This window comes from Streptomyces sp. YIM S03343 (genome assembly GCF_054729195.1).
This window is the reverse complement of sequence record NZ_JBPUKX010000002.1, coordinates 140,944-163,368: the sequence shown is the minus strand read 5'-3', so window position 1 is coordinate 163,368 and position 22,425 is coordinate 140,944. Positions and strand designations below refer to the sequence as shown.

The 22,425-nt window shown below is 70.2% G+C and carries 20 protein-coding genes; 6 read left to right on the top strand and 14 right to left on the bottom strand.

Going from position 1 to position 22,425, the window contains the following annotated elements; all coding sequences use genetic code 11:
• Position 1 precedes the first annotated feature (1 nt).
• The 11 genes from hypF to ACSYGN_RS36465 all read right to left on the bottom strand — a co-directional run bounded on the left by hypF (position 2) and on the right by ACSYGN_RS36465 (position 11,909).
• Positions 2-2,392: a carbamoyltransferase HypF gene (hypF, locus tag ACSYGN_RS36515; protein WP_460404287.1), complete on the bottom strand. Its 2,391-nt coding sequence runs from the start codon at positions 2,390-2,392 to the stop codon at positions 2-4.
• Complete coding sequence (locus ACSYGN_RS36510; RefSeq protein WP_460404285.1) at positions 2,389-2,511, bottom strand: hypothetical protein; 123 nt, start codon at positions 2,509-2,511, stop codon at positions 2,389-2,391. Before ACSYGN_RS36510 ends, hypF begins: the two co-directional genes overlap by 4 nt.
• A 128-nt stretch (positions 2,512-2,639) precedes the next feature.
• Positions 2,640-3,716 carry a hydrogenase large subunit gene (locus ACSYGN_RS36505; protein ID WP_460404283.1) on the bottom strand — a complete coding sequence of 359 codons (1,077 nt, stop codon included), beginning with the start codon at positions 3,714-3,716 and terminating at the stop codon, positions 2,640-2,642.
• The gene (locus tag ACSYGN_RS36500; RefSeq protein WP_460404281.1) at positions 3,713-4,183 is read right to left on the bottom strand and encodes an NADH-quinone oxidoreductase subunit C; all 471 of its coding nucleotides are present in this window, start codon (positions 4,181-4,183) and stop codon (positions 3,713-3,715) included. Before ACSYGN_RS36500 ends, ACSYGN_RS36505 begins: the two co-directional genes overlap by 4 nt.
• Positions 4,173-4,709 (bottom strand): 4Fe-4S binding protein, encoded by a 537-nt coding sequence (locus tag ACSYGN_RS36495; protein ID WP_460404279.1) that lies wholly within the window; start codon positions 4,707-4,709, stop codon positions 4,173-4,175. The genes ACSYGN_RS36500 and ACSYGN_RS36495 overlap by 11 nt, the downstream gene beginning before the upstream one ends.
• Before the next feature lie 12 nt (positions 4,710-4,721).
• A complete protein-coding gene (locus ACSYGN_RS36490; protein ID WP_460404277.1) occupies positions 4,722-5,627 on the bottom strand; it encodes a respiratory chain complex I subunit 1 family protein in 906 nt (301 codons plus the stop codon).
• Entirely contained in the window at positions 5,624-6,124 is a 501-nt protein-coding gene (locus tag ACSYGN_RS36485; protein WP_460404275.1) for an NADH-quinone oxidoreductase subunit B family protein, read from the bottom strand. Before ACSYGN_RS36485 ends, ACSYGN_RS36490 begins: the two co-directional genes overlap by 4 nt.
• Entirely contained in the window at positions 6,121-9,243 is a 3,123-nt protein-coding gene (locus tag ACSYGN_RS36480; RefSeq protein WP_460404273.1) for a proton-conducting transporter transmembrane domain-containing protein, read from the bottom strand. Before ACSYGN_RS36480 ends, ACSYGN_RS36485 begins: the two co-directional genes overlap by 4 nt.
• A gap of 22 nt (positions 9,244-9,265) precedes the next feature.
• Positions 9,266-9,538, bottom strand: a complete 273-nt coding sequence (locus ACSYGN_RS36475; protein ID WP_460404271.1) for a MoaD family protein — start codon at positions 9,536-9,538, stop codon at positions 9,266-9,268.
• Positions 9,539-9,624: 86 nt separating this feature from the next.
• On the bottom strand, positions 9,625-11,427 hold the full coding sequence (locus ACSYGN_RS36470; protein WP_460404269.1) for an aldehyde ferredoxin oxidoreductase family protein: 1,803 nt from the start codon (positions 11,425-11,427) through the stop codon (positions 9,625-9,627).
• Positions 11,427-11,909, bottom strand: coding sequence for a 4Fe-4S dicluster domain-containing protein (locus ACSYGN_RS36465; RefSeq protein ID WP_460404267.1), 483 nt, complete (start codon positions 11,907-11,909; stop codon positions 11,427-11,429). The genes ACSYGN_RS36470 and ACSYGN_RS36465 overlap by 1 nt, the downstream gene beginning before the upstream one ends.
• Positions 11,910-12,362: 453 nt before the next feature.
• Here ACSYGN_RS36465 and ACSYGN_RS36460 point away from each other — a divergent pair, with 453 nt between their 5' ends.
• The 3 genes from ACSYGN_RS36460 (at position 12,363) to ACSYGN_RS36450 (ending at position 15,661) form a co-directional block, all read left to right on the top strand.
• Positions 12,363-13,583, top strand: a complete 1,221-nt coding sequence (locus tag ACSYGN_RS36460) for a molybdopterin molybdotransferase MoeA (protein WP_460404265.1) — start codon at positions 12,363-12,365, stop codon at positions 13,581-13,583.
• Positions 13,580-14,014: a hypothetical protein gene (locus tag ACSYGN_RS36455; RefSeq protein WP_460404263.1), complete on the top strand. Its 435-nt coding sequence runs from the start codon at positions 13,580-13,582 to the stop codon at positions 14,012-14,014. The genes ACSYGN_RS36460 and ACSYGN_RS36455 overlap by 4 nt, the downstream gene beginning before the upstream one ends.
• A 120-nt stretch (positions 14,015-14,134) precedes the next feature.
• Positions 14,135-15,661: a GAF domain-containing protein gene (locus ACSYGN_RS36450; RefSeq protein ID WP_460404261.1), complete on the top strand. Its 1,527-nt coding sequence runs from the start codon at positions 14,135-14,137 to the stop codon at positions 15,659-15,661.
• An 86-nt stretch (positions 15,662-15,747) separates the two neighbouring features.
• Here the strand turns inward: ACSYGN_RS36450 and ACSYGN_RS36445 are convergent, their stop codons facing one another.
• Both ACSYGN_RS36445 and ACSYGN_RS36440 read right to left on the bottom strand, forming a co-directional pair.
• Complete coding sequence (locus ACSYGN_RS36445; protein ID WP_460404260.1) at positions 15,748-16,896, bottom strand: aminotransferase class V-fold PLP-dependent enzyme; 1,149 nt, start codon at positions 16,894-16,896, stop codon at positions 15,748-15,750.
• A 19-nt stretch (positions 16,897-16,915) separates the two neighbouring features.
• Positions 16,916-17,959, bottom strand: coding sequence for a ThiF family adenylyltransferase (locus ACSYGN_RS36440; protein ID WP_460404254.1), 1,044 nt, complete (start codon positions 17,957-17,959; stop codon positions 16,916-16,918).
• Between the two features lie 468 nt (positions 17,960-18,427).
• On the opposite strand from ACSYGN_RS36440, the gene ACSYGN_RS36435 reads away from it, so the two are divergent.
• The 3 genes from ACSYGN_RS36435 to ACSYGN_RS36425 are packed head-to-tail and all read left to right on the top strand — an operon-like array spanning position 18,428 to position 21,151.
• A complete protein-coding gene (locus tag ACSYGN_RS36435; protein ID WP_460404252.1) occupies positions 18,428-19,324 on the top strand; it encodes an ABC transporter substrate-binding protein in 897 nt (298 codons plus the stop codon).
• Between the two features lie 26 nt (positions 19,325-19,350).
• A complete protein-coding gene (locus tag ACSYGN_RS36430) occupies positions 19,351-19,995 on the top strand; it encodes an ABC transporter permease (RefSeq protein WP_460404250.1) in 645 nt (214 codons plus the stop codon).
• A 1-nt stretch (position 19,996) separates the two neighbouring features.
• Positions 19,997-21,151 carry an ABC transporter ATP-binding protein gene (locus tag ACSYGN_RS36425; RefSeq protein ID WP_460404248.1) on the top strand — a complete coding sequence of 385 codons (1,155 nt, stop codon included), beginning with the start codon at positions 19,997-19,999 and terminating at the stop codon, positions 21,149-21,151.
• Positions 21,152-21,225: 74 nt separating this feature from the next.
• Here the strand turns inward: ACSYGN_RS36425 and moaA are convergent, their stop codons facing one another.
• Positions 21,226-22,260, bottom strand: a complete 1,035-nt coding sequence (gene moaA / locus ACSYGN_RS36420) for a GTP 3',8-cyclase MoaA (protein WP_460404246.1) — start codon at positions 22,258-22,260, stop codon at positions 21,226-21,228.
• Positions 22,261-22,425 lie beyond the last annotated feature (165 nt).

Below are 22,425 nucleotides of genomic sequence, written 5' to 3'. Positions count from 1 at the left end.
CTCACCTTCCTTTCAGCAGGCACGCGGCGATGGCGGCCTGCCCGTAGCTGATACCGCCGTCGTTCGCCGGGACCAGGTGGTTCAGGCGGGGCTGCAGCCCGCCTCGCCCGAGGGCGGACACCAGGCCGGTGACGATCCGGCGGTTCTGGAGCACGCCGCCCGACAGGCACACGTCCCGCAGCCCTGTCTCCCGGGCGGCCTGTTCGACGAGGGCGACGGTGACGGCGACGACGGTGTTGTGGAACCGGGCCGCGAGCCGGGGCACCGGGCGCCCGTCGGCCGCGCCCGCGAGCAGGTCGCCGAGGGTCGGCCGGGGGTCGTAGACGAGCAGGCCGCCGCGCCGCTGAAGCCGCCAGGCCAGTTCGCCGCGTTCGCGCGGGTCGGCGGCCGCCTCCAGCGCGATGGCGGCCTCGCCTTCGTAGTCGGCGTCGTCGCGCAGGCCGAGAAGGCTGGAGACGGCGTCGAACAGCCGCCCGGCGCTGGAGGCGAGCGGCGCGTTGACGCCGCGCTCGACCATGCGGCGCACCGTCCGCACCTCGGCGACGGGCAGCCGGTCCAGGAACGGGCCGGTGCACGCGTCGTCCAGGCCCAGCCCGTCCAGGCCCGGCCCGCCCTGGCCCGGCCCGCCCTGGCCCGGCCCGCCCTGGCCCGGCCCGCCCAGGTCCTCCGCGCCGTACAGGTAGCCGAGCGCCATCCGTGCCGGGCGGTGGACGGCCGCCGCGCCGCCGGGCAGCGGGGCGGTGCCGAAACGCCCGAAGCGGCGGTAGCCGGTCAGGTCGGCGATGAGGATCTCGCCGCCCCACAGGGTGCCGTCGTCGCCCAGGCCCAGCCCGTCGTAGGCGACGCCGATGAACGGGCCGGTCAGGCCGTGTTCCGCGGCGCAGGAGGCCACATGGGCGTGGTGGTGCTGGACGGGGATGCGGGAGCGGGCGGGGAAGCGGTCCGCGGCTTGCGTGGACAGATAGGCGGGGTGCAGGTCATGGGCGACGTACTCGGGCGTCACGGCCTCCAGCCGCATCAGGTGCGCGAGGTTGCCGCTGAACGCCTCCAGGGTGTCGGCGTCCTCCAGGTCGCCGGTGTGCGGTCCGAGCACCACGCGGCGGCCGTCGGCGAGCGCGAAGGTGTGTTTCAGCTCGGCGCCGACCGCGAGCAGCGGACCGGGCGCGGGCACGGGCAGCCTCAGCGGTTCGGGGGCGTGACCGCGGGCCCGGCGGACGATCGACTCGCTGCGCCCCACGGCCCGGGTCACCGAGTCGTCGTAGCGCGCGCGGATCTGGCGGTCGTGCTGGAGGAAGCCGTCGGCGATGTTGCCGAGCTGGGCCGGTGCCTCGGTGTCGTCGATGACGATCGGTTCCTGCGAGCGGTTGCCGCTGGTGACCACGAGCGGCCGGTCGAGGTCGTGCAGCAGCAGATGGTGCAGGGGCGTGTACGGCAGGAACAGGCCGATCTGGCGGGTCCCGGGGTGCAGTCCCTCGGCCACGGCCGGACGGGTGTGCGTCCGGGCGGTGAGCAGGACGATGGGCGCGGCCGGTGACGTCAGCAGCTTCTTCTCGGTCGCGGTCGGATTCGCCAGTCCGGCCGCCGCCCGCAGGTCGCGGACCATGACGGCCAGCGGTTTGGTCCAGCGGTGCTTGCGCTGCCGCAGCCGCCGTACCGCCTCCTCGTCGGTGGCGTCGCAGACGAGCTGATAGCCGCCCAGGCCCTTGACGGCGACGATCCCGCCCTCGGCGATCACGGCCACCGCGGCCCGGAGCGCCTGCTCGCCGGCGGCCGCGGGTCCCCGGCCCGGGACCGGTTCGCCGCCCGGCAGCCATGACAGCCGGGGGCCGCAGTCCGGGCAGGCCACCGGTTCGGCGTGGAACCGGCGGTCCAGCGGGTCGGTGTACTCGGTGCGGCACCGCAGGCACAGCGGGAAGGCCCGCATCGCCGTGCGGGACCGGTCGTAGGGGAGATCGTCGATGATGGTGGCGCGCGGTCCGCAGTTGGTGCAGTTGGTGAACGGGTAGCGGTAGCGCCGGTCCAGCGGGTCGAACAGCTCGTGCAGGCAGTCGTCGCAGGTGGCGATGTCGGGCGGGAAGTCCCGCGACGCCGAGGGGTTCACGGTGCTCTCGGCGATGGCGAAGCCTGTACCGGCCGGCGCTGGTGGCCCGCCCGGCGCGCCCACGGCGACCCGTGTGACGCGGGCCCGGGGCGGCGCGTCCGTGCGCAGCCGGCCCGCGAACGCCGTGAGGACGTCCGCCGCAGCCGCCGCCTCGATGACGACGAACCCGCCCGCGTTGCGGACCGAGCCGTCCACGCCGAGTTCACCCGCGAGCCGGTGGACGAACGGCCGGAAGCCCACGCCCTGGACGGTGCCGTGGACTTCGTAGCGCCGTGCGGTGCGGCCGCTCATCGGACCGCACCCGCCTGCGCCCTGCGGGCGGCTGCCGCGGGGCTGCCCATGAAGACGCTGCGGCACACCGCCGTATGAGCGGCAAGTGCAGCTATCGCCAACTCGCCCAGGTCAGGCATGGCCCGACCATGCCCATCGGAAGGTGCCCACGACAGGGGCCGACGGGCCCCGGCGCCGGGACCTTCGTCACCTCCCTGCTCGGCGGCCTTACGGCGCTTGCCGGTCGGGGCGCCGGTGAGGGAACGCACTACCGGTCCGTGCAGGAGTAGCAGGGGTCGATGGATGCCTGGATGAGGGGCAGGTCGGAGATGCTCTCGCCGACGGCCATGAGCGGGACCGTCGGCATGTTGGCGAAGGTGGGGGTCCGCACCCGGATCCGTGCGGGCACGTCGGTCCCGTCGGAGGCCATGTAGTAGAACACCTCGCCGCGGGGTGCCTCGATCCGGAGGGACGCCTCACCGGCGGGCACGGACGGGTACAGCGGCCCTCCGATCGGTCCGGCGGGCATCATCTCGATGGCCTGCTCGATCAGGCGGCAGCTCTGCAGGATCTCCAGGGCGCGCACGACGATCCGGGCGAAGACATCGCCCTCTTCCCGCACCGGGACGTCGAACTCGAGCTTGTCGTACGCCTCGTACGGGGCGGACTTGCGGATGTCCTGGGCGACACCGGAGGCCCTGGCCAGGGGGCCGACGGCACCGTGGGCGAGGGCGTCGTCCCGGCTGAGGAGGCCGATGCCCGAGCAGCGGGCCCGCACGGTCGGGTCCGCGGTCATGATCGGGATCAGTTTCTCGGACGTGGTCTTCTCGATCGTGCGGACGGCGGCCAGGACGGCGCCGGGGTCGGTGATGTCCCGGTTGACTCCGCCCGGCCGGTTCATCGCGTAGTTGACGCGGTTGCCGGAGATCCCTTCGAGGATGTCCATCACCTGCTCCCGGAGGGAGAAGCAAGTCATGAACAGGGTCTCGAAGCCGATGAGGTTGCAGGCGACGCCGGCCCAGAGCAGGTGGCTGTGCAGCCGCTCGGCCTCGGAGACGACGACCCTGATGTACTGCGCCCGTTCGGGCACCTCGAGCCCCGCGATCTTCTCGACCGCCCGGCAGACCATCAGCGTATGCACGTTGCTGCAGATTCCGCAGACCCGTTCGAGCAGGGCGATGTCCTGCGTGTAGGTCTTGCGCTCGGCCAGCCACTCGATGCCCCGGAAGTTGAAGCCCACGGTGATGGAGGCGTCGCTGATCCGCTCGCCCTCGCAGGTGACTTCGATCTTGTAGGGCTCTTCCAGGGCCGGGTGGAACGGCCCCATCGGGACAACGGGACTCATCGGTGCTCACCCTCCTCGGCCGCGATCGCCGCGTGAGCGGTCTGCGCGGGATCGGCTTCGTTTCCCTGGTGCCGCGTGCGGACGAACAGACCGGGCGGGTCACCTTCGCGCAGCATCAGCGGCGGTGTCGTGTCACGGCCGTCGAACTCGGGACCGTAGTAGTCGCGGATCTCGCGCTCGGCCCAGTCCGCACCCGGCACGATGTCACTGATCGAGGGGACATGCCCGGACGTCACTGTCGTGGACAGATTGACCAGTTCGCCGTCGGCGTCCCAGGTGTAGATGATCCGGAGCGCGTCCCCGTCACCGGGCGTGGCCGTGATCGTGACGAGCCGGACCACGTGCTCCCTCATGATCCGGGCCATGGCGCGGACGTCGAGGTCCGGCCACGTGGCCCAGTACCCGCCGGCGGTGTGTGCGTAGGGCCGGTTTCCGTTCAGCTCCCGCAGGAGTGTTTCAGCGTCCATGGCTGTTCTTCTCCGTGTTGCTCATGGCGGCGAACGTCCTGCGCAGCACCTCGGCGGTCGCCTGACGTCGGCAGTGCTCACAGAGCCGGGCCCGTCCGCGCAGCTCGTCGGCGAGCTGTCCGTACGCGGCGCCGACGAGGTTCTCGTTGTACGGCATCGCGGGCTTGCCGCACCCTGTGCAGGGCGGGTACTCGACGACCGTGGTGTTCGTCTGCTCACCGGGGCTGTTGGCCGACGTGCCCCGGTCCGACACCTGGCTCAGCGCGTCGACGGGGCAGTGCCGGACGCAGGCTCCGCAGAACGTGCAGCTGGCCGGGTTGTAGACCCAGGCGCAGGAGTCCTCGGCGGGACGCAGTTCGATGGCGGCCGAGACACAGACCTGCGTGCAGATCCCGCAGGCGACGCATGCGTCGGGATCGTTGGTCACGTGCCCGCGGTACTCGGCCGCCGGTGGCTCCCGGTCCGGGAACCGCTCGGTCTGCGGCCCCCGGACCCAGTTGCCGCCGATCAGATGGAGGATGTTCATCGCTGACGGCTCCTAGAATCCGGCGAACGCGAGGACGAGGGCGGACCCGGCGGGGACGAGCCCCCACAGCCAGAACCATCGGGCGGTCTGGGCGAGCTTCAGACGGGCCGTCGCGGCTGCCGCGACCGAGAGCAGGACCACGACCACGAGCGACAGCATCAGGAACACCAGGACCCGCACCGGCCAGCCGAGGCCGTCGACCGGCAGGCTGAGCGCGGCCACCAGCCCGACCAGCGCCACCCATTCCAGGCCGTGCGCGAGCTCCCACAACGCCAGGCGCGGCCCGTCGTACTCGGTGGTCGCCCCGGCGTAGATCTCCTGCTCGGCACTGGCGATCGAGAACGGGTTGAGGTGCAGCTTGGCCGGCAGGCAGATCAGGATCGCGATCAGAGCCAGTGTCCGCACCGGCCAACCGGCCGTGAGAGCCATGCCGTTGAGGGACAGTCCGCTGCTGTAGGCGAGCGCGGCCAGCGCGGTGAGGAAGGGCAGGTTGTAGGTCGCCGTCATGATCGCTTCCCGGGAGGCCCCCAGGCCACCCCACAGCGACTGGGAGACGTATCCGCCGAGCACCACCAGCAGCGGGCCGAGCTCGATCAGCCCGACGAGCAGGATGAGGTCTCCGTCGAACCCACCGCTCGTGGGAACGACCGGCAGCAGCGTGGCCGCGCCGAGCGTCGCCACGACGGCAGCCGTCGGCAGCGCCGTCATCATCAGCCCCTGCAGCGGCGGCCGTTCGACCGATCTCTTGCCGAGCAGCTTCACGACGTCGAAGAACGGCTGGTAGAACGGCGGCCCGATCCGTCCCTGGAGGCGGGCGTTGATCTTGCGCTGCAACCACTCCATGAGGAACGCTGCTGCGAAGGCATAGAGGAGGCCGGGGAAGACCAGCAGCTGGACGGCGGCCCGCACCGATGTCATCGCCGCCCCGCCTCTCCGGCGGCGTCCACCGTGCTCGGACCTCCCTGACGGTTCGGTCGCGGCTTGTCGCCGGCCAGGATCGCGGCTGCCTCGGCGAGACCGGCGACGATCGCCTCCGGCCGTGGCGGGCAGCCGGGGACGTAGACGTCCACGGGCAGCACGCGGTCGAGGGGGCCGACGACGGTGGGACTGCCGGCGAAGACATTGCAGGAGGCAGTGCAGGAGCCGAGCGCCACGACCACCTTCGGGTCGGGAACCTGCCCGTAGACCGTCTGCAGCGCCTCGCACGTCGTACGGGTCACCGGCCCGGACACCACGACGATGTCGGAGTGCCTGGGGCTGCCCTCGTGCTTGAGGCCGAGCTGCTCCATGTCGTAACGGGGTGTCAGACAGGTCATGAACTCGATGTCGCAGCCGTTGCAGCTGCCGGCGTTGGCGTGGAACACCCATGGGGAGCGGCGCCGTGCCGTGCGCATCAGGGAACTGAGGAGTTTCATCGGACAACCCAATCCTGGAGCAGTCGGGGGAGGAGACCGGCGGCCAGGACGGCGGTCGACAGGCCGACGAGGGCGATCACCCGGGGAGGCGGTTCAGTGGCCCAGACGGACACCGGTCGCGGGCGGTCGGCGGGCAACGGCGGGGCATCTGCTGCGCCGCCCCACCACGCCAGGGCGATGACCCGGGAGTAGGCCAGCACCGACAGGATCGTGGCGACGATGAGCAGGGCCAGCAACAGCCCGCTCTCGTGCTGGGCGGTGGCGTACACCCGCCAGTGGCCGGGGAAGCCCGGGGTGAAGGGGACGCCGAGCGTGGCCAGGCTGCCGAGGACGAAGCCGGCGGCGGCCAGCGGATGGTCCCGGGCGACACCCCGCGATGACAGGGTCAGGGGGCGGTCGGCCTCGGCTCCGGCGAGCGTCGCGAACAGCAGGCCCTTGCCGAGCGCGTCGGCGGCGGCCCCGGCGGTGGCGCCGTCGAGGCCGAACTTGCCGGCCAGCGCGATCCCGAGCACCAGGAACCCGGCACCGGTGACGGTGGAGAACGCCAGCATGCGCTTGACGTCGTGCTGGGCCAGGGCCAGCACCGCACCGCCGAGGGCAGAAAGCAGGGCGAGCAGGAGCCACGGCCAGGTGGGCGAGAACAGCCACGGCTCGGTCTGCCTGAGACTGATCAGTTCGGCGAACGCGGCGACGTCGACGACCGCGACGACGAGTCCGATCAGGGCCGCCGGGGTGCGCCCTGCCATCGCGGGGAGCCATAGGCAGGCGGGGACCAGCGCCAGCTTGATGGCGAACCCGGTCAGCAGCAGCGCCAGGACCAGGTGTGCCGGAGCTTTGTCGATGAGGACCGTGCCGGTCACCAGGGTGAGAGCGGAGAGTACGGCTGCCGCGAGGTAGGCGTTGCGGGCGGCGGCGTCCACACCGGCGAGTACCAGGACCCCGACGGCCACGAAGGCGGCGCCCTCCAGCAGGAGCACACGGACCAGCTCGTCGTCGGCCAGCAGGCCCGGGACGACCATCAGCCCGGCGAGTGCGGCGGCCCAGATCCACCGCCGCGGCTGCGGTGAGGAGGCCATCACCAGGAGCAGCCCGAGGAGGGCTGTCGTGATCGCCACGGCCAGGGACCAGGGGCGGGCCACGTCGACGGCCGGCTCGTCGACCCGCACGACGTCGGCCCCGGCGACGGCGACGAATCCGATGAGGACCGCGAGGGCGGTCAGAGCGGCGACGGCCCGGCGTTCCAGCCATGCGGCGGCACGGCCCGCCACGGCGCAGACGCGCAGGGTGGTGTGCCAGACAGCCAGGTAGTACCGGTCCACGTCGGCCCAGCGGTAGAACGGCGCGAGTCCGCGGGCGACGGGGGAGGAGAAGTCGCTGGCGCGCAGGTAGCTGTGCTTGCGCAGCGTCTCCCCGCCGGTGAACGGCGCGGTGGGAGGCGCCAGCTGGGTTCCGAGGCCGACCGGGGCGAGCGCCCAAGGGGCGGGGCCTGCGGAGACGAGCTCTCGCGGTGCCCAGGCTGCCGTGGCGGCGGCGGTGGCCGGCAGGGCGCTGCGCCGGCGCAGCCGCTGGTAGGCGATGGCGCCCGCGACGACCGAGAGCAGCGTCAGGACGAGGCCGCCGGCGAGGAAGGAGCTTCCCGTGGAGGTGAAGCCGAACCAGCTCACGTGGACGTGCCCCGAGAGGCCCATGCCGCTCAGCGCAGGGTCGATGAGGTGGTCGAGGGCGAGTTGCGGTGCGATCCCCAGGACGAGGCAGGCGGTGGCGAGGATGCCGGACCCCATGAGCATGGCCCGGGGCGATTCGTGGGCCTTGGCACTGGCCTCGCCCTCCGCGCCGAAGAACATGGCGGAGGTGGCCTTCATGAACGAGAACATGGTCAGGACGCTGACGATCCAGGCGATCAGCGCGGGGATCGTCTGGTGCGACTGGAGGGCGGCGACGTAGAGCAGCAACTTGCTGACGAACCCGTTGAACAGCGGGACGCCGGCGATGCTGGCGGCTGAGACCAGCCACAGCCCCGTGGTGCCGGGCATCCGCCGGGCCAGGCCGCCGAGGCGGTCCATGTCCCGGGTGCCGGCGGCGTGCTGCACCGCTCCGGCGCCGAGGAAGAGGCCGCCCTTGAACAGGCCGTGGTTGAAGGTGTGCAGCAGGGCGGCGGCGACGCCCAGCGGGGTGCCCAGGCCCAGGCCGAGCATCATGTAGCCGATCTGGCTGACCGTGTGGAAGGCCAGCAGCCGCTTGGCGTCGTGCTGGATCATCGCGAACAGGACGCCGACGAGCATCGTGACCGTGCCGACCCAGACCACGCCGTTCTGCCAGGCGTCCGGCCACGGGGCGAAGGAGTGCATGCGGGCGACCAGGTACACACCGGCCTTGACGTAGACGGCTGCGTGGAGCAGGGCGCTGACCGGGGTCGGGGCGGCCATCGCGAAGGGAATCCACGTGTGCAGGGGGAACTGTACGGACTTGGCGACGGCGGAGACGAGCATGAGGACGAAGACGCCGCCGGTGAACGCCTTGGCGACCTTCGGGTCCGTCCACAGCGTGGTGCCGGTGCGGGCGTAGATCACCAGGATGGCGGCGAGCAGGGCGTAGCCGGCGCTGTGGGTGATCACCAGGACCTTTCGCGCCCCGTATGCCGCCGCCTTGTCGGTGTACCAGAAGCTGACCAGCAGGAAGGAGCAAAGGCCTACGATCTCCCAGCCGGCGTACATCAGCAGCAGGTCCGCGGCGAACACCAGGGTGATCAGACCGGCGATGAAGACCTGCATGATGATGTAGAAGCGGGTGGCGGAGATGTCGTGCGCCATGTACGGCACGGAGTAGAGCAGGATCGCCGCGCCGATCGAGGTCGCCATGAAGGCGAACAGCAGGGCGAGCCCGTCGACATGGAAGGTCAGTGAGACGGGCCCGTCCCAGGAGCCCAGGCGGCGGTCGAGCACCTCGCCGCCGAGGATCGTGGGCCACAGGGCGATCACGGCGGCGCAGGACGCCGTCGCCATACCCATCGCCAGCCACCCCTTGGCGGCCCCGGACAGCACGCGGGACAGTGCTGCCTGCAGGACCACGCCGAGCAGCAGCACGGCGACGGGGACGATGACGAAGTCGTTCAACTGCACGGGGTTCGCATCCCTTCCGGACTCATCCGCCGGCGACCATCGGGAAGACCGACACGTCGTCCCGCGTGGTGAGCGGTGTGGCGAGGCCTCCGGTGAGCCGGACGTTGCGTCCGTTGACCAGGAGGATCAGTTCGGGGCCGAGTTGACCGTCCGCCAGGACGGCGCGCCGGAATTTCTCGCCGTATCGCGTGGAGAGCAACTCCAGCAGTCCGGCGATGTCGGCGGGCGGATCGTCGAGGTCGAACGACCGCTCTCCGGTGAGTTCGCGGAAGGTCGCGAAATATTTGATGTGCACCGGTCAGCCTTCGGTTCTCCGTGTGTTCCTGCGGGGGACGGCCAACGGCAGGGAGCCGGTGGCCGTCCCGCTCGGGGTTGCTCCTGTCACAGAGACAGCTCTTCGAGCTTGGCCTGCGTCGGCACGCCCTCGGCGTCCCAGCCCCGCAGGCTGTAGTACTCCGGGAGCATCTCGGGCAGGCGGTTGACCTCTCCTGCCGACGCCCCCGTCTTGGGCGGCTCCTCAAGGAGCCGCTTGGGCAGGGTGTCGTCCGCGGCGGTGTAGCCCACCTTGAGGTTCCACATCCGCTCGAGGTTCCAGATGCGGTCGCCGGCCTTCAGGAACTCCTCCAGGGAGTACTCCACACCGGTGAGTGCGCTGAGCATCTCGGCCAGTTCGGGGCCGCCGGCCCCGAAGGTCACGAACAGGCACGACCCGGTGGCGTCGAGCGCGGCCGTCAGGTTCTGGAACGCGATGGCCATCGCAGGCTTGCCCTCGGTGGTGTGCGGGTCCGTGTCCGGGCCCTGGCCGAGCACCTCGTAGGAGATGGTGTAGCCGCGCACATGGCAGCCGCCGCGGTTGTTGGTCGCGTAGTTGAGGCCGATGCCCTGGATCCCCCGCGGGTCGTAGGCGGGCATCTCCTGCTTCTTGGCGGTCATGGACAGCTCGGGGTGCCCGACGCCGGCGGCCAGCCGGTAGGAGCCTTCGGCCAGACGCTTGCCGAAGCCTTCCCCGACGCCGGCCTTGCGGACCGCTTCGACCATGGCCTGAGCGTTGCCGAACGTCAGGTCCAGGCCGTCGGTGTCCTCCTTCGTCAGGTAGCCGCGCTCGAACAGCTCCATCGCGCAGGCCACCGTGCTGCCCATGGAGATGGTGTCCAGGCCGTACTCGTTGCACAGGAAGTTGGCCTTCAGGATGGCGTCGAGGTTGTCCACGCCGGAGTCGGCGCCGAAACCCCACGCGGTCTCGTACTCCGGCCCCTCGCCCTCACCTGCGAACAGCGGGTTGTCCACCTTGGTGACCCGGCCGCAGCTGATCACGCAGGCGTAGCAACCCTTCGGCCGAAGCAGCTGGTTGGCGGCCAGGGTCTCACCGCCGGTCTTGTCCGCCGCCGGGAAGTAGCCCTCCTGGAAGTTGAAGGTCGGCAGGGCCCCGACCTCGTTCAGGATGTTCACCAGCACGTTGGTGCCGTAGGCCTTCAGACCCGTGCCACCGACCGGATTGGCCTTGACCTTGGCGGTGCAGTCGAGCACGGCGGACTGGAACCGCTTTGGATCGGCGGCGGTCACCGGGCCGGTGCCGACCACGACGATCGCCTTGAGCTTCTTGGAGCCCATGACCGCGCCGACGCCGGTACGCCCCGCCGCGCGGTGCATCTCGTTCATGATGGCCGCGATCAGGGACAGGTTCTCCCCGGCCGGGCCGATGCAGGCCACCTTGGCTTCCTCGTCGGTCTCCGCGCGCAGTCCGTCGACGGTGTCGTGAACGTTCACGCCCCAGAAGGCGCTTGCGTCGCGGATCTCGACCTCGCTGTCCCGGATCCAGAGATAGACCGGCGTGGGGGACCGGCCTTCGACGATGACGGCGTCGTAGCCGGCGTACTTGAGTTCCGGACCCCAGGTGCCGCCCGAGTTGGAGGCGGCGATGGTGTTGTTGAGGGGGCTCTTCGTGACGACGTTGTAGCGGCCGCCGGACGGTGCGAACGTACCGGTGAAGGGTCCGGGAGCGAAGACCATCTTGTTCTCGGGGCCGAGGGGATCGGCCTGGGGGTCGACCTCGTCGGTGATGATCTTGGCGCCCAGCCCGCGCGCGCCGATGTAGTCGTGGACCAGTTCGGGGTCGGTGCGCTCACGCCGCACCGTGCCATGGGTCAGGTCGACCCGGAGAATGGTGCCGGTCCAGCCGTGCATCACTTCACCTCCTCGAAGACGGCCTTGAGCTTCTCGGCGACGACACGCTTGCGCGCGCGCGTCTGCTCGGCGTCGTCGACGAACTCCAGCGCGCCGTTGGGACACATCGCCACGCACTGAGGGGCGCCGGCACACGTGTCGCACTTGGCGATGAGCTTGGTGGCCGAGTCGTATTTGACACTGCCGAAGGGGCAACCGATGACGCACAGCTTGCAGCCGATGCAGGCGTCCTGGTCCAGTTCGACCAGATGGGAGCCGGGGGGGCCGTAGTGCATCGCCCCGGTCGGACAGACGCTCACGCATCCCGCGTCGTCGCACTGCTGACACGTCAGGGGAACCGAGAAGCCCTCGCGCTCCCAGGTCAGGGTGTTGATCCGGGACGCTCCGGGCCGGAAGCCGCCCTCCTGCTGGAAGGAGCACGCGAGTTCACAGATGCGGCAACCGGTGCACTTGTCGGGATAGATCATCAACATTTTTGCCATGTCGGAGTCCCCTTCGCTGCCCGGACGGCGGTCGGCGTCCTGGGACGCCCTCCGTCCTCGCCGGGTGGTTTCCTTGCCATTCCGGATTACACCCTCCTTCAGTTCCTGGAGGGATGATTGCACCGTGGTGCATGGCCGGGGAGGGACCTAAGGCCCTTTTTCCTGGTGTGTGGTCGGCAATTCTTTCCGCTATTAACGTTGCCTTACGTTGCACCTCGGAAAGACGGTGAGGGTAACCTTATGTAGCGCACGGGAGAGATGCCGCAAGGTTGCCTTACGCTGCACGGATGCCCGGTGACTCCACTTCATTATTGACCCCCGGGCAAGGCCTCGCTAGATTCAAATTGCGGCAGGTTCCTGTGGAGTCGAGATACGCGTACGGCCATGCCGTTCCACACGGAAGCCGACGGAATTTCATTCGTCGGCTCCACCGGACACACGGAGGTGACCAGGGTGACCGGTCTCGAAGAGGCTCGGGAGACGATCCTGAGCTCCGTCTCCCCCCTCGGCCCCGAGGTCGTGCCCCTGCCGGACGCTGCCGGGCGCGTCCTCGCCTTCGATCACCTCTCCTCCTGGGACCTGCCGATGTGGGACAACTCGGCGATGGACGGCTACGCCGTACGGGCCGCCGACTGCCGGGAAGGCTCGGTCCTGCCGGTTCGGGGGTTCCTGCCTGCCGGCAAGCCCGCCGTCGACGCGCTGGAGCCGGGGCAGGCGGCCCGGATCCTCACCGGCGCGCCCCTTCCCGCGGGGGCCGATGCCGTCGTCCCGTTCGAGCTGGCCGAAACCGCTCCGGACGGCGTCCGGCTGCTCGCCCGGCCCGCGGCCGGTGACCATGTCCGCAAGCAGGGCGGCGATCTGCGGGCGGGAGAAGCGGTGCTGTTGGGGGGCCGCACTCTGGGCCCGGCCGAGATCGCCCTCCTGGCCGCGACCGGCGTGTCGACGGTCCCCGTCATCCGCCGGCCGCGGGTGGCCGTCCTGTCCACCGGAGACGAACTCCTCATGCCGGGTGAGGCCCTGCAGGACGGCAGGATCTACGACAGCAACAGTCCGGCGCTGGCGGTGGCGGCTCTGCGGGCCGGAGTCGTACCCACCGTCCTGCCGATCGCGCGCGACCACCCTGACGACCTCCGCAGGCGCCTGGGGGAGGGGCTGCGGGCCGACGTTCTGGTGACCTCGGCGGGAGTCTCCGCCGGTGACCGCGACCTGGTGCGGGAGGTCCTCGGCGACCTGGGCGTCAAGGAAGCCTTCTGGAGCGTGGCCGTCCAGCCCGGGCGGCCGATGGCGTTCGCCACCACGGACAGCTGCCGCGTCTTCTCGCTGCCGGGGAATCCCGTGGCGGCCTTGCTGACCTTCGAGGTGTTCGTGCGGCCCGCGCTGCGCCGGATGCTGGGCCACGCCAGGCCTGTCGAGCCGACGCTCCGGGTCCGGCTGGGGGAGGACGTCCGGCCGCGCTCGGACAGGGTCACGCTGCGACGGGTCCGACTGGACCGGACGCCTGACGGACCGGTCGCCGTGAGCGCAGGCCGGCAGGCCACGGGGTTCCTGACCACCCTGGCCGGGGCCGATGGCATCGCGTTCATCCCCAGGGGCGAGGACATGTTCCGCGCCGGAACACAGGTGGACGTCCAGCCCCTGCGTACCGAGAGCGACTTCACGGGAGGGGCGGCATGACCGCGTCCCCGGCACCGCATCTGAGCCGGGACCGACTCGTCGGGATCACCGCCCGCACCGCTCACCTCGTGGCCGGCAGTGTTTACGTCGGCGGACGGGTGGTGGACCGCCCGGAAGGCGAGCTGCGCATCTGGCGCCGACTGACCGTTCTCACGGGCGTGGCGCTGCTCGTGACCGAGGCTCGTCACAGCCGTGACTGGCCTCGCCAGGGACGAGGGCTGAGCACGTTCGCCCATGTCGCCGCGCTCGCCCCGGCCCGGCTGTCACCCGCCGCGGCCAAGGTGTCCCCGCTCGTGGCCCTGGTGATCGGCTCGGTGGGCAGTCATCTTTCGAAATCCATCCGTACCTGGACAATCTTGAAGCGCCCGGGCGGGGCGTCGGAGGACTCCGGTTGCACGACGGGCTCGTGCGAACACAGCCGACGTGGGTGAGGCCGCCCCCGCAGCGCCCGCGCCTTGGACCGAACGACCCTAGTTGGACCGAAAGACCCTAGGACACTGACGCCATGAGGCGGTATATGTCCCGTATCGTTGACGTTTGAAGGACGTGCCATGGCGCCGCAGCCAGACCCGCCCCGCTCAGGCGGCGAACCCACCTCCCCGGTCGGCTCGCTGGCCGTCGACGTGGCGTGCCTTTCGGGCGCCGCTCTGATCGGCGGCCCTCGCTCGCCCGGCCTTCGCCCGGTGGTCGCACAGTCGTGGCAACGCTCCGAAGCGGTGCGGGCCGGCCGGGACGGCGACCACCTGCCCCGCATCCGGCGGCAGGCGGACGAACTGACCGGATACCGTGAGAGCCATCCCCTGGCGCTGATGCTGCCCGTCTGCCGCGACCTCCTCGATGACGTCGCTCGCGAGCTCGGGTGCATCTTCGCCCTGGGCGACGCACGGGGAACTCTGCTGTGGGTGGAGGGCGACCCGCGGACCAGGAGCCGGATGGAGCGGATCCACTTCGTGGAGGGCGCGGACTGGTCGGAGGACGCGGTCGGCACCAACGCGCCCGGGACCGCCCTCGCGGTCGGTGCCCCGGTCCAGATCCGCACCGAAGAGCATTTCAACGAGGTGGTTCGTGCCTGGTCCTGCGCGGCGGCGCCCATCCGGGACCCGGACAGCGGCCGGCTCATCGGCGTTCTCGACATCACCGGCGGTGCCGCGGTCGCCGAACCGCAGGTGCTGGCACTGGTCAGGGCGACGACCAGGGCGATCGAGGCGGAACTCGCCGGGCAGGTCGCCCTGCGTGACCTGCGTGCCCACGAGAGCTACGTCAGGAGCGGGCATGCGCCCGAGGGCGGCGCGGCCGCGCTGGTCAGCCCCGGCGGCCGGGTCCTGGTGGCCAGCTCGGATCTCGGCCTCACCAGGATCGCGGAGGTGAAGGCGACCGGCGACGGCGTCGGCCGGCTGCCGGACGGCCGGCGGCTGCTGTTCGAGCCCGTGGGGGTGAGCGGTTACGTGGTGGTCCGCGTCGTGGACGGCCCTTGTGAACCGGACCCCTTGTCCCCGCTGCGGTTGAGCGTTCTGGGGCGTGACACGTCGATGCTGGAGGTCGACGGCCGTACGATCAGGCTCGGCCCCCGCCACAGCGAGATCATGGTGCTGCTGGCCGGTGCCAAGGACGGCCTGACCGCAAGAGGTCTTGCCGAGGGCCTGTCCCGGACGGAACTCAACCCGACGACCCTGCGGGTGGACATGAGCCGACTTCGCCTCCTGGTCGGGGAGGAGCTCCTGGCGTCCCGCCCCTATCTGCTGCGCCGTCGCGTGCGCATCGACGCCCACGTCGTGGAAGGTCTGCTGGACGAGGGGCGGATTCCGGAGGCATTCGGGCTGTATCCCGGCCCGATGCTGCCGCACTCGCAGGCGCCCGGGATCGTACGGCTGCGTGAGGCACTGCACGAGCGGCTGCGCTCCGCCGTCCTCGCCGGCTACGACGCGCGCCTGCTGCAGCGGTGGCTCGACACGCCGTGGGGAGCCGACGACGCGCAGGCGTGGCAGACCTTGAGCGGGCTGCTTCCGGAGGGATCCGCACGGCGTGCCGAGGCTCTGCAACGGGCGACGTCCCTTCAGGCGGCGGTGCCCCTGTCCTGAGCACGGCCGGACAGGGGCACCGCCGGCGAGCGGGACGAGGGCAGCTTCTTTGGCCCGGCGGCGAGCGGGCCCGAGGGCAGCTCCATTCACCCGGCGGTGAGCGCCAGCTCCTTCAACGCGGCAAGACTCTCGTCGATCTCCGACATCGTGGTCATGGGCCCGGGAGCCAGCCGAACCGTGCCGTGCGGGTACGTCCCGAGGGTCTGATGGGCGAGCGGGGCACAGTGCAGGCCGGGACGTACGGCGATCCCGAAGGAGCTGTCCAACGCGGCAGCGAGATCGAGCGGCTCCCAGCCGTCCACCGTGACGGACACGACGGCGATCTGCCGGGAGGCATCACCGGTCCCGTGCACGTGCAGGCCGGGGATCTCCTTCAGTCCGCCCAGAAGCCTGGCCGTCAGCGCTTCCTCGTGGGCCCGCACCTCGGCCAGGCCGCGGTCTCGCAGGAAACGGAGCCCGGCCCCCAGACCGGCGATCCCGACGGTGTTGACCGTCCCCGCCTCCAGCCGGTCGGGCATCTCATCCGGTTGGCTCAGTTCCTCCGACCTGCTGCCGGTTCCGCCCTGCCGCATCGGCGTGAGCTCCACGCCGGAAGCCACGAAGAGGGCACCGGTTCCCGTCGGCCCGAGCAGTCCTTTGTGCCCGGGGACGGCGAGCAGGTCGATCCCCTGCGCCGTGACGTCGATCGGGAGCACGCCGGCCGTCTGGGCGGCGTCCACGAGGATCAACGCTTCGTACTGGTGGGCGAGTTCGGCCGCTTCGGCCATCGGCAGGACCGTTCCGCACACGTTGCTCGCATGCGCCATGGCAACCAGTCGGGTGGGCGCGGACCTCAACTCCCTTTCCAGGTCAGCGAGATCCATGCTTCCGTCGCGAGCGCACGGGATCCGGCGGACGTCGACGCCGGACTCGGCCAGCGCGAACAGCGGCCGGGCGACGGCGTTGTGCTCCATGCTCGTGGTGACGACGCGGTCGCCCTCTCGCAGCAGCCCCCACAGGGCCAGGTTCAGGGCGTCGGTCGCGTTGAGCGTGAACGCCAACCGGGCCGGGTCGCCGGCGCCGAGGAGCGAAGCCAGCATGCGCCGGGTGTCCGAGACGACACCTTGCGCGGCCAGGGCCAGGGAATGCCCGGAACGCCCTGGGTTTCCGGCTTTGTCGGTGAGGAAGCCCGCGATCACAGTGGCGACGTCGGGCGGCTTGGGGAACGAGGTGGCGGCATTGTCGAGGTAGATCATGTCAGTCCCTCACCACCTGTCAGGCCCCTACATACCGGGCATAGAGCGACCGTGCCACGCTCAGGTCGTCGGTTCCTTTCACGATGGCCCGGCCGTCGGGGAACACGGTCAGCTCATGTGCTCCCAGGCCGAGACGGAGCAGGAACTTCGTCGTGGTCAGGGTGCCCACCCCGGCCAGCCGGGTCGCGAGCTCGCCCAGATCCAGGGCTACGCTGTGCCCGGGGCTGACCTGGACGGCGTTGCGCCCGCACAACGACGCGGTTCTGCTGGTGGCGCCGGCCTCCAGGAACTCGTAGCGGTGCCGGCCACAGCATGGGCAGTCGGGTGAGGGACCGGCCCGGTCGCTGTCCAGCCTGTCGTTCTCCCAGACATCGAAGTAGACCAGCTGCGGGTTGAGGTGCTCGCGGTCCCCGACAAGGAGTTTGACCGCTTCCGTCCACTGGAACGCCGACACCATGACCACGGCCGATGCCAGCACACCCGCCGTCTCGCAGGTGTCCAGAGCCCCCGCCGGAGCCTGCACGGGGAACAGGCAGCGGAAGCACTGCGTCCGGCCGGGCACAACCACCATCGCCATGCCTCCGGAGCCCACCGCGCCGCCGTAGATCCAGGGGATGCCGGCCTTCACACAGGCGTCGTTGAGCACATAGCGGGTCTCCAGATTGTCGGTGCCGTCTAGGACCACGTCCGCGCCGGCCACCAGTGCCTCGACGTTGTCCGGTGTCACGTCCGCCACGACCGGCTCCACCGTGATCTCGGAGTTGATCCGCCGGACCGCTTCCGCGGCAGCCACTGCCTTGGGCGCGCCCGCCGCCGCGTCAGCCTCGTCGAACAGCAACTGGCGCTGCAGGTTCGACAACTCGACGACGTCACGGTCGACGATCGTGATACGTCCGACTCCCGAGCGGGCCAGGAGATCGACCGCGGCGCTCCCCAGAGCCCCGCATCCGACGACCAGCACCCGGCCGGCCCGCAGCCGCTCCTGGCCCGCCTGGCCGATGCCCCGGAACCTCGCCTGGCGGGAATACCGGTCGCCGTTGTGATCTCCGGGCGCGGTTGTCATGGGACCTCCCAGTACACCAGGGCCGACCCGGTCTCCCATGGGCGGACGTTCGAAATTGTCGAGTGACAGCCATCATGATTTCCCTCGGCAAGGCATTCCGGCAAGGCCCGACAGTCCCGCGCAGCGGCCATTTCCATACTCCGAAGGTCCCGCCTGGCGCGAACAGTCCGCACCATTTCTCCGCGCCCAACGTAAGGTTACCCTCACCGCCTTTCCGGGGTGCAACGTCAGGCAACGTTAAATTGGCCGAGGATAAATTTCGACCGTGTTCCCGGAAAAGGACTTACGGCCCATCCCCTGCCCCTGGGCCCAGGGTGCGATCATTCAAAGACATCCGCCGATTACGTGCACGGCGGAATTCATTCATCGGCATCACCGGGCACAAGGGATCGGGACGGAGCCGTCCGGCCTCACCCCTTCGGGCGGAGAAGTCCTGCTCGGACAGAAGAATCTTGAGGAGGACATCTGATGTCCAAGCTCACGAGACCTACGCGCAGGGCTGTGTGCTGGGCGGCGGCGGCCGTCACCGCCGCGACCGTGGCCGGATGCGGAGGCACGGCGTCCTCTGCCTCCGGCAGCGCCACCTCGGCCCCCGCGAAACGCGGGGTCATCCTCGCAACCACGACGTCCACCCAGGACTCCGGGCTGCTCGACGTTCTGGTTCCGGCGTTCGAGAAGGCGTCCGGCTACCAGGTGAAGACGGTCGCCGTCGGGACCGGGGAAGCTCTCAAGATGGGCCAGCAAGGCAACGCGGACGTCCTGCTCGTCCATGCCCCCTCGAAGGAGGAGACGTTCATGGCCGGCGGTTACGGCGTCGACCGCCGCCTTGTGGCCCACAACCACTTCTACGTCGTCGGACCCACGTCGGACCCGGCCGGGCTCAAGTCCGCCGCAACGGCCGCCGCCGCCTTCAAGAAGATCGCCGCTGCCAAGTCCGCCTTCGTCTCCCGCGGCGACGGGTCGGGGACGGAGACCAAGGAGCTGGCCGTCTGGGACAAGGCGGGCGTGAACCCGAAGGGCAAGTCCTGGTACCTGCAGAGCGGCCAGGGCATGGGTGCCACGCTGCTGATCACGTCGCAGAAGCAGGGGTACACCCTGACGGACGACTCGACCTTCCTCTCCACAAAGTCGAAACTCCAGCTCACCTCACTGGTCCAGGGCGACCCCTTCCTGCTCAACGTGTACCACGTCATCGAGGTGAACCCCGCCAAGTTCCCGAAGGCGAACAGCGCCGGTGCCAAGGCGTTCGAGGACTACGTCACCGGGTCGAAGGGGCAGTCGATCATCGCTGAGTTCGGCAAGGACAAATTCGGCAAGCCGCTCTTCAGCGCCGACGCCGGCAAGAGCGAGACCGAGCTGAAGTAGACCCCTACGAGCGACAGGAGAGCGCGATGGACGACCTGGTGCAGATCACTCTGCTCTCGCTCGGGGTGTCCGGCCTGGCGACGGCGATCAGCCTCCTGATCGGCCTGCCGCTGGGAACCTGGCTCGCGCTCTCCGCCTTCCGTAGCCGCGGTGTGCTGCTCAGTGTCGTCAACACCGGGATGGCACTGCCGCCCGTGGTGGCCGGTCTTGCTGTTGCCTTCACCCTGTGGCGCAGCGGTCCCCTCGGGGATTACGACCTCATCTACACCCCGACCGCCATCGTCATCGCCGAAGTGGTGATCGCAACCCCGGTGATTCTCGGCCTGGCCGCCGCGGGCATCGGCCAACTGGACCCGCGGCTCCGGCTCCAACTGCGGGGCCTGGGGGCTTCCCGGTGGCAGACGATCTGGTGGCTCTGGCGGGAGGCGAGGCTGTCCCTGCTCGCCGCCCTCATGGCCGGTTTCGGAAGCGTCATCTCCGAAGTGGGCGCCGCCATGATGGTCGGCGGCAACATCAGCGGGCAGACCAGGGTTCTGACGACCGCCATCGTCCTCGATGTCGGCCGTGGCGAGTTCGGCGCCGCGGTCGAGCTCGCCGGGATCCTGTTGGCCCTGGCCTTCCTCATCAACGGGGTACTGACGTGGGCCCAACTGCGAAAGCAGCAACACTGACATGAACGCGAGACTTTTCCACCGGCAGCCTGCTCGCCCCTTGGACAGCGGTCAGCCGACTCCTGCCGTCCTGGAGGTACGGGGGCTGGTGGTCGAGCGAGGCCACCGGCGCGTCCTGGACATCGAACGGTTCTCGGTGGGCCGCGACGAGACGGTCGCCGTGGTCGGACCGAACGGCGCCGGGAAGAGCACACTCCTGCTTGCCATGGCCTCCCTTCTACGGCCCACGCGGGGAGAACTGGCGTTCAGCGGAACCCCCGTCACGCCAAGACGGTCACTGGCCCTGCGTCGCAGGATCGGTCTCGTCCTGGCCGATCCGTTGCTGCTGGACACCACGGTCCGGGGGAACGTCGCCTCGGGCCTGCGGTTCAGGGGTGTTCGTGGCAAACAGGCGGGCCTGCTTGTCGACGAGTGGCTGGACCGGCTGGGCATCCTTGCGCTGAGGGACCGTCATGCCCGCGAAGTGTCCAGCGGCGAGGCACAGCGGGTGAGCCTCGCCAGGGCCTTGGTCCTGGATCCCGAGGTGCTGCTGTTGGACGAACCCTTCGCGTCCGTCGACGTCGCGGCCCGAGCGCAACTCGTGGACGATACGGAGCGGTTGTTGCGCGAGACGGCGCGGGGCTGCCTTCTGGTGACCCACGACCTGGACGAGGCCGGTCGGCTCGGATCCCGGATGGCCGTCGTCATGAACGGTCGGTTGCGTCAAGAGGATGTGCCGCAAAAGGTGTTGGCCGCTCCGGTCGACCCGGAGGTGGCGGCCTTCGTCGGTGTCGAGACCCGGCTGTCCGGTCGGCTGGAGTCGGTTCACGGCGGGCTGGGAACAGTCACGGTCCAGGGACATCGGATCGAAGCGGTCACCTCGCTGCCGCCGGACCGGAACGTCCTGTGCTGCCTGCGGCCGGAGGACGTGACGCTCCGGAGTGTGGGTCGGCTGGGTCCGCCGTCCCCGCTCACCAGCGCCCGCAACCGGCTCGCCGGAGTCGTCGTGAACCTGGTGTTCAGGGGGCCCCTCGTTCATGTCACCGTGGACTGCGGAGCGGTACTCGTGGCCGCCGTCACGAAGATGTCCGCGATCGAGATGGGTCTGCAGCCGGGAGACAGGGTCGAGGCATCCTTCAAGGCCACCGCCCTGCACTTGATCGGCCTGCCGGAATGAGCCGCACGCATCCCTCGTCGGACGGGCACGGGAACAGTGCGGGCTGACGGGCGACGAACCCCGCACGCTCCCGCTCAGCCCCCGATCGCGCTCATCGGACGATCGGGCCGGTGGAACTCGCCGTCGTCGATGCCGTGGCCGCGTTGCTTGGCCCGCATGGTCACGCGCCACACATCCGCGATCTCACGGTCGGACGCGCCGCCGCGCAGCAGGGCACGCAGGTCGGTCTCGGCGCGGGCGAACAGACAACTGCGCAGCTGCCCGTCCGCGGTCAGCCGGGTGCGGTCGCAGGCCTGGCAGAAGGGCCGCGTGACGGAGGCGACGATTCCCACGGTCGGGACGATCCCGGCCGGCGAACGGACATCGGAGACGACCCACGTCTCCGCTGGAGCCGCGCCACGCGTGGCGGGATGAGAGGGAACCAGAGTGAGTTCGGACTGCAGAAGGCTCAGTATCTCGGGCGCCGAGACCATGCCGCCCCTGTCCCAGGCCTCCGAAGGGCCCAGGGGCATCTGCTCGATGAACCTGGGCTGGTATCCCCGCTCCAGGGCCCAGCGGACCAGGGAGACCGCCTCGTCGTCGTTGACCCCGCGAAGGAGCACCGCGTTGGTCTTGATGGGTGTCAGCCCCGCCTCAGCCGCTGCCTGCAGACCTGAGAAAACCTGGGGCAGCCGGTCCCGACGAGTCAGTCGGGCGTACCGGTCGCGGTCGAGGGTGTCGAGCGACACGTTCACCCGCCGCAGTCCCGCAGCGTGCAGGGCCGAGGCACGCCGCTCCAGCAGAACGCCGTTGGTGGTCAGGGCGGTCTCGGGGACGTGGCCTTCGTCCGTCCGCAGCGAGGCCGTGGCCGCGATGATGCGCTCCAGTCCGGGACGCAGCAACGGTTCCCCGCCGGTGAAGCGTATCTGCCGAACACCCAGGTCACGGACGGCGACAGTGATCAAGCGGATGAGCTCGTCGTCCGTCAGCAGGTCCTCGGCCGGACACCATGGGGCGCCTTCGGCAGGCATGCAGTACGAGCAGCGCAGGTTGCAGCGGTCCGTCAGGCTGATCCGCAGATTGGTGGCGGTTCGCCCGAACCTGTCCGCCAACGCGGAGATGTGGGGCATGGGTTGAGACTACGAACCTCGACAAGGCCGCGACCATGGATCCAACGTCCTGATTCCCGGCCCGAGATCCCCCTGTCAGGGGGCCTTCCGGCCCTTTCGCGAACATGTCGGCCTATTGCTGAATAGGGCAGATGCTGCTCTGAAGGGGACCGGGCCTCGCAAAGC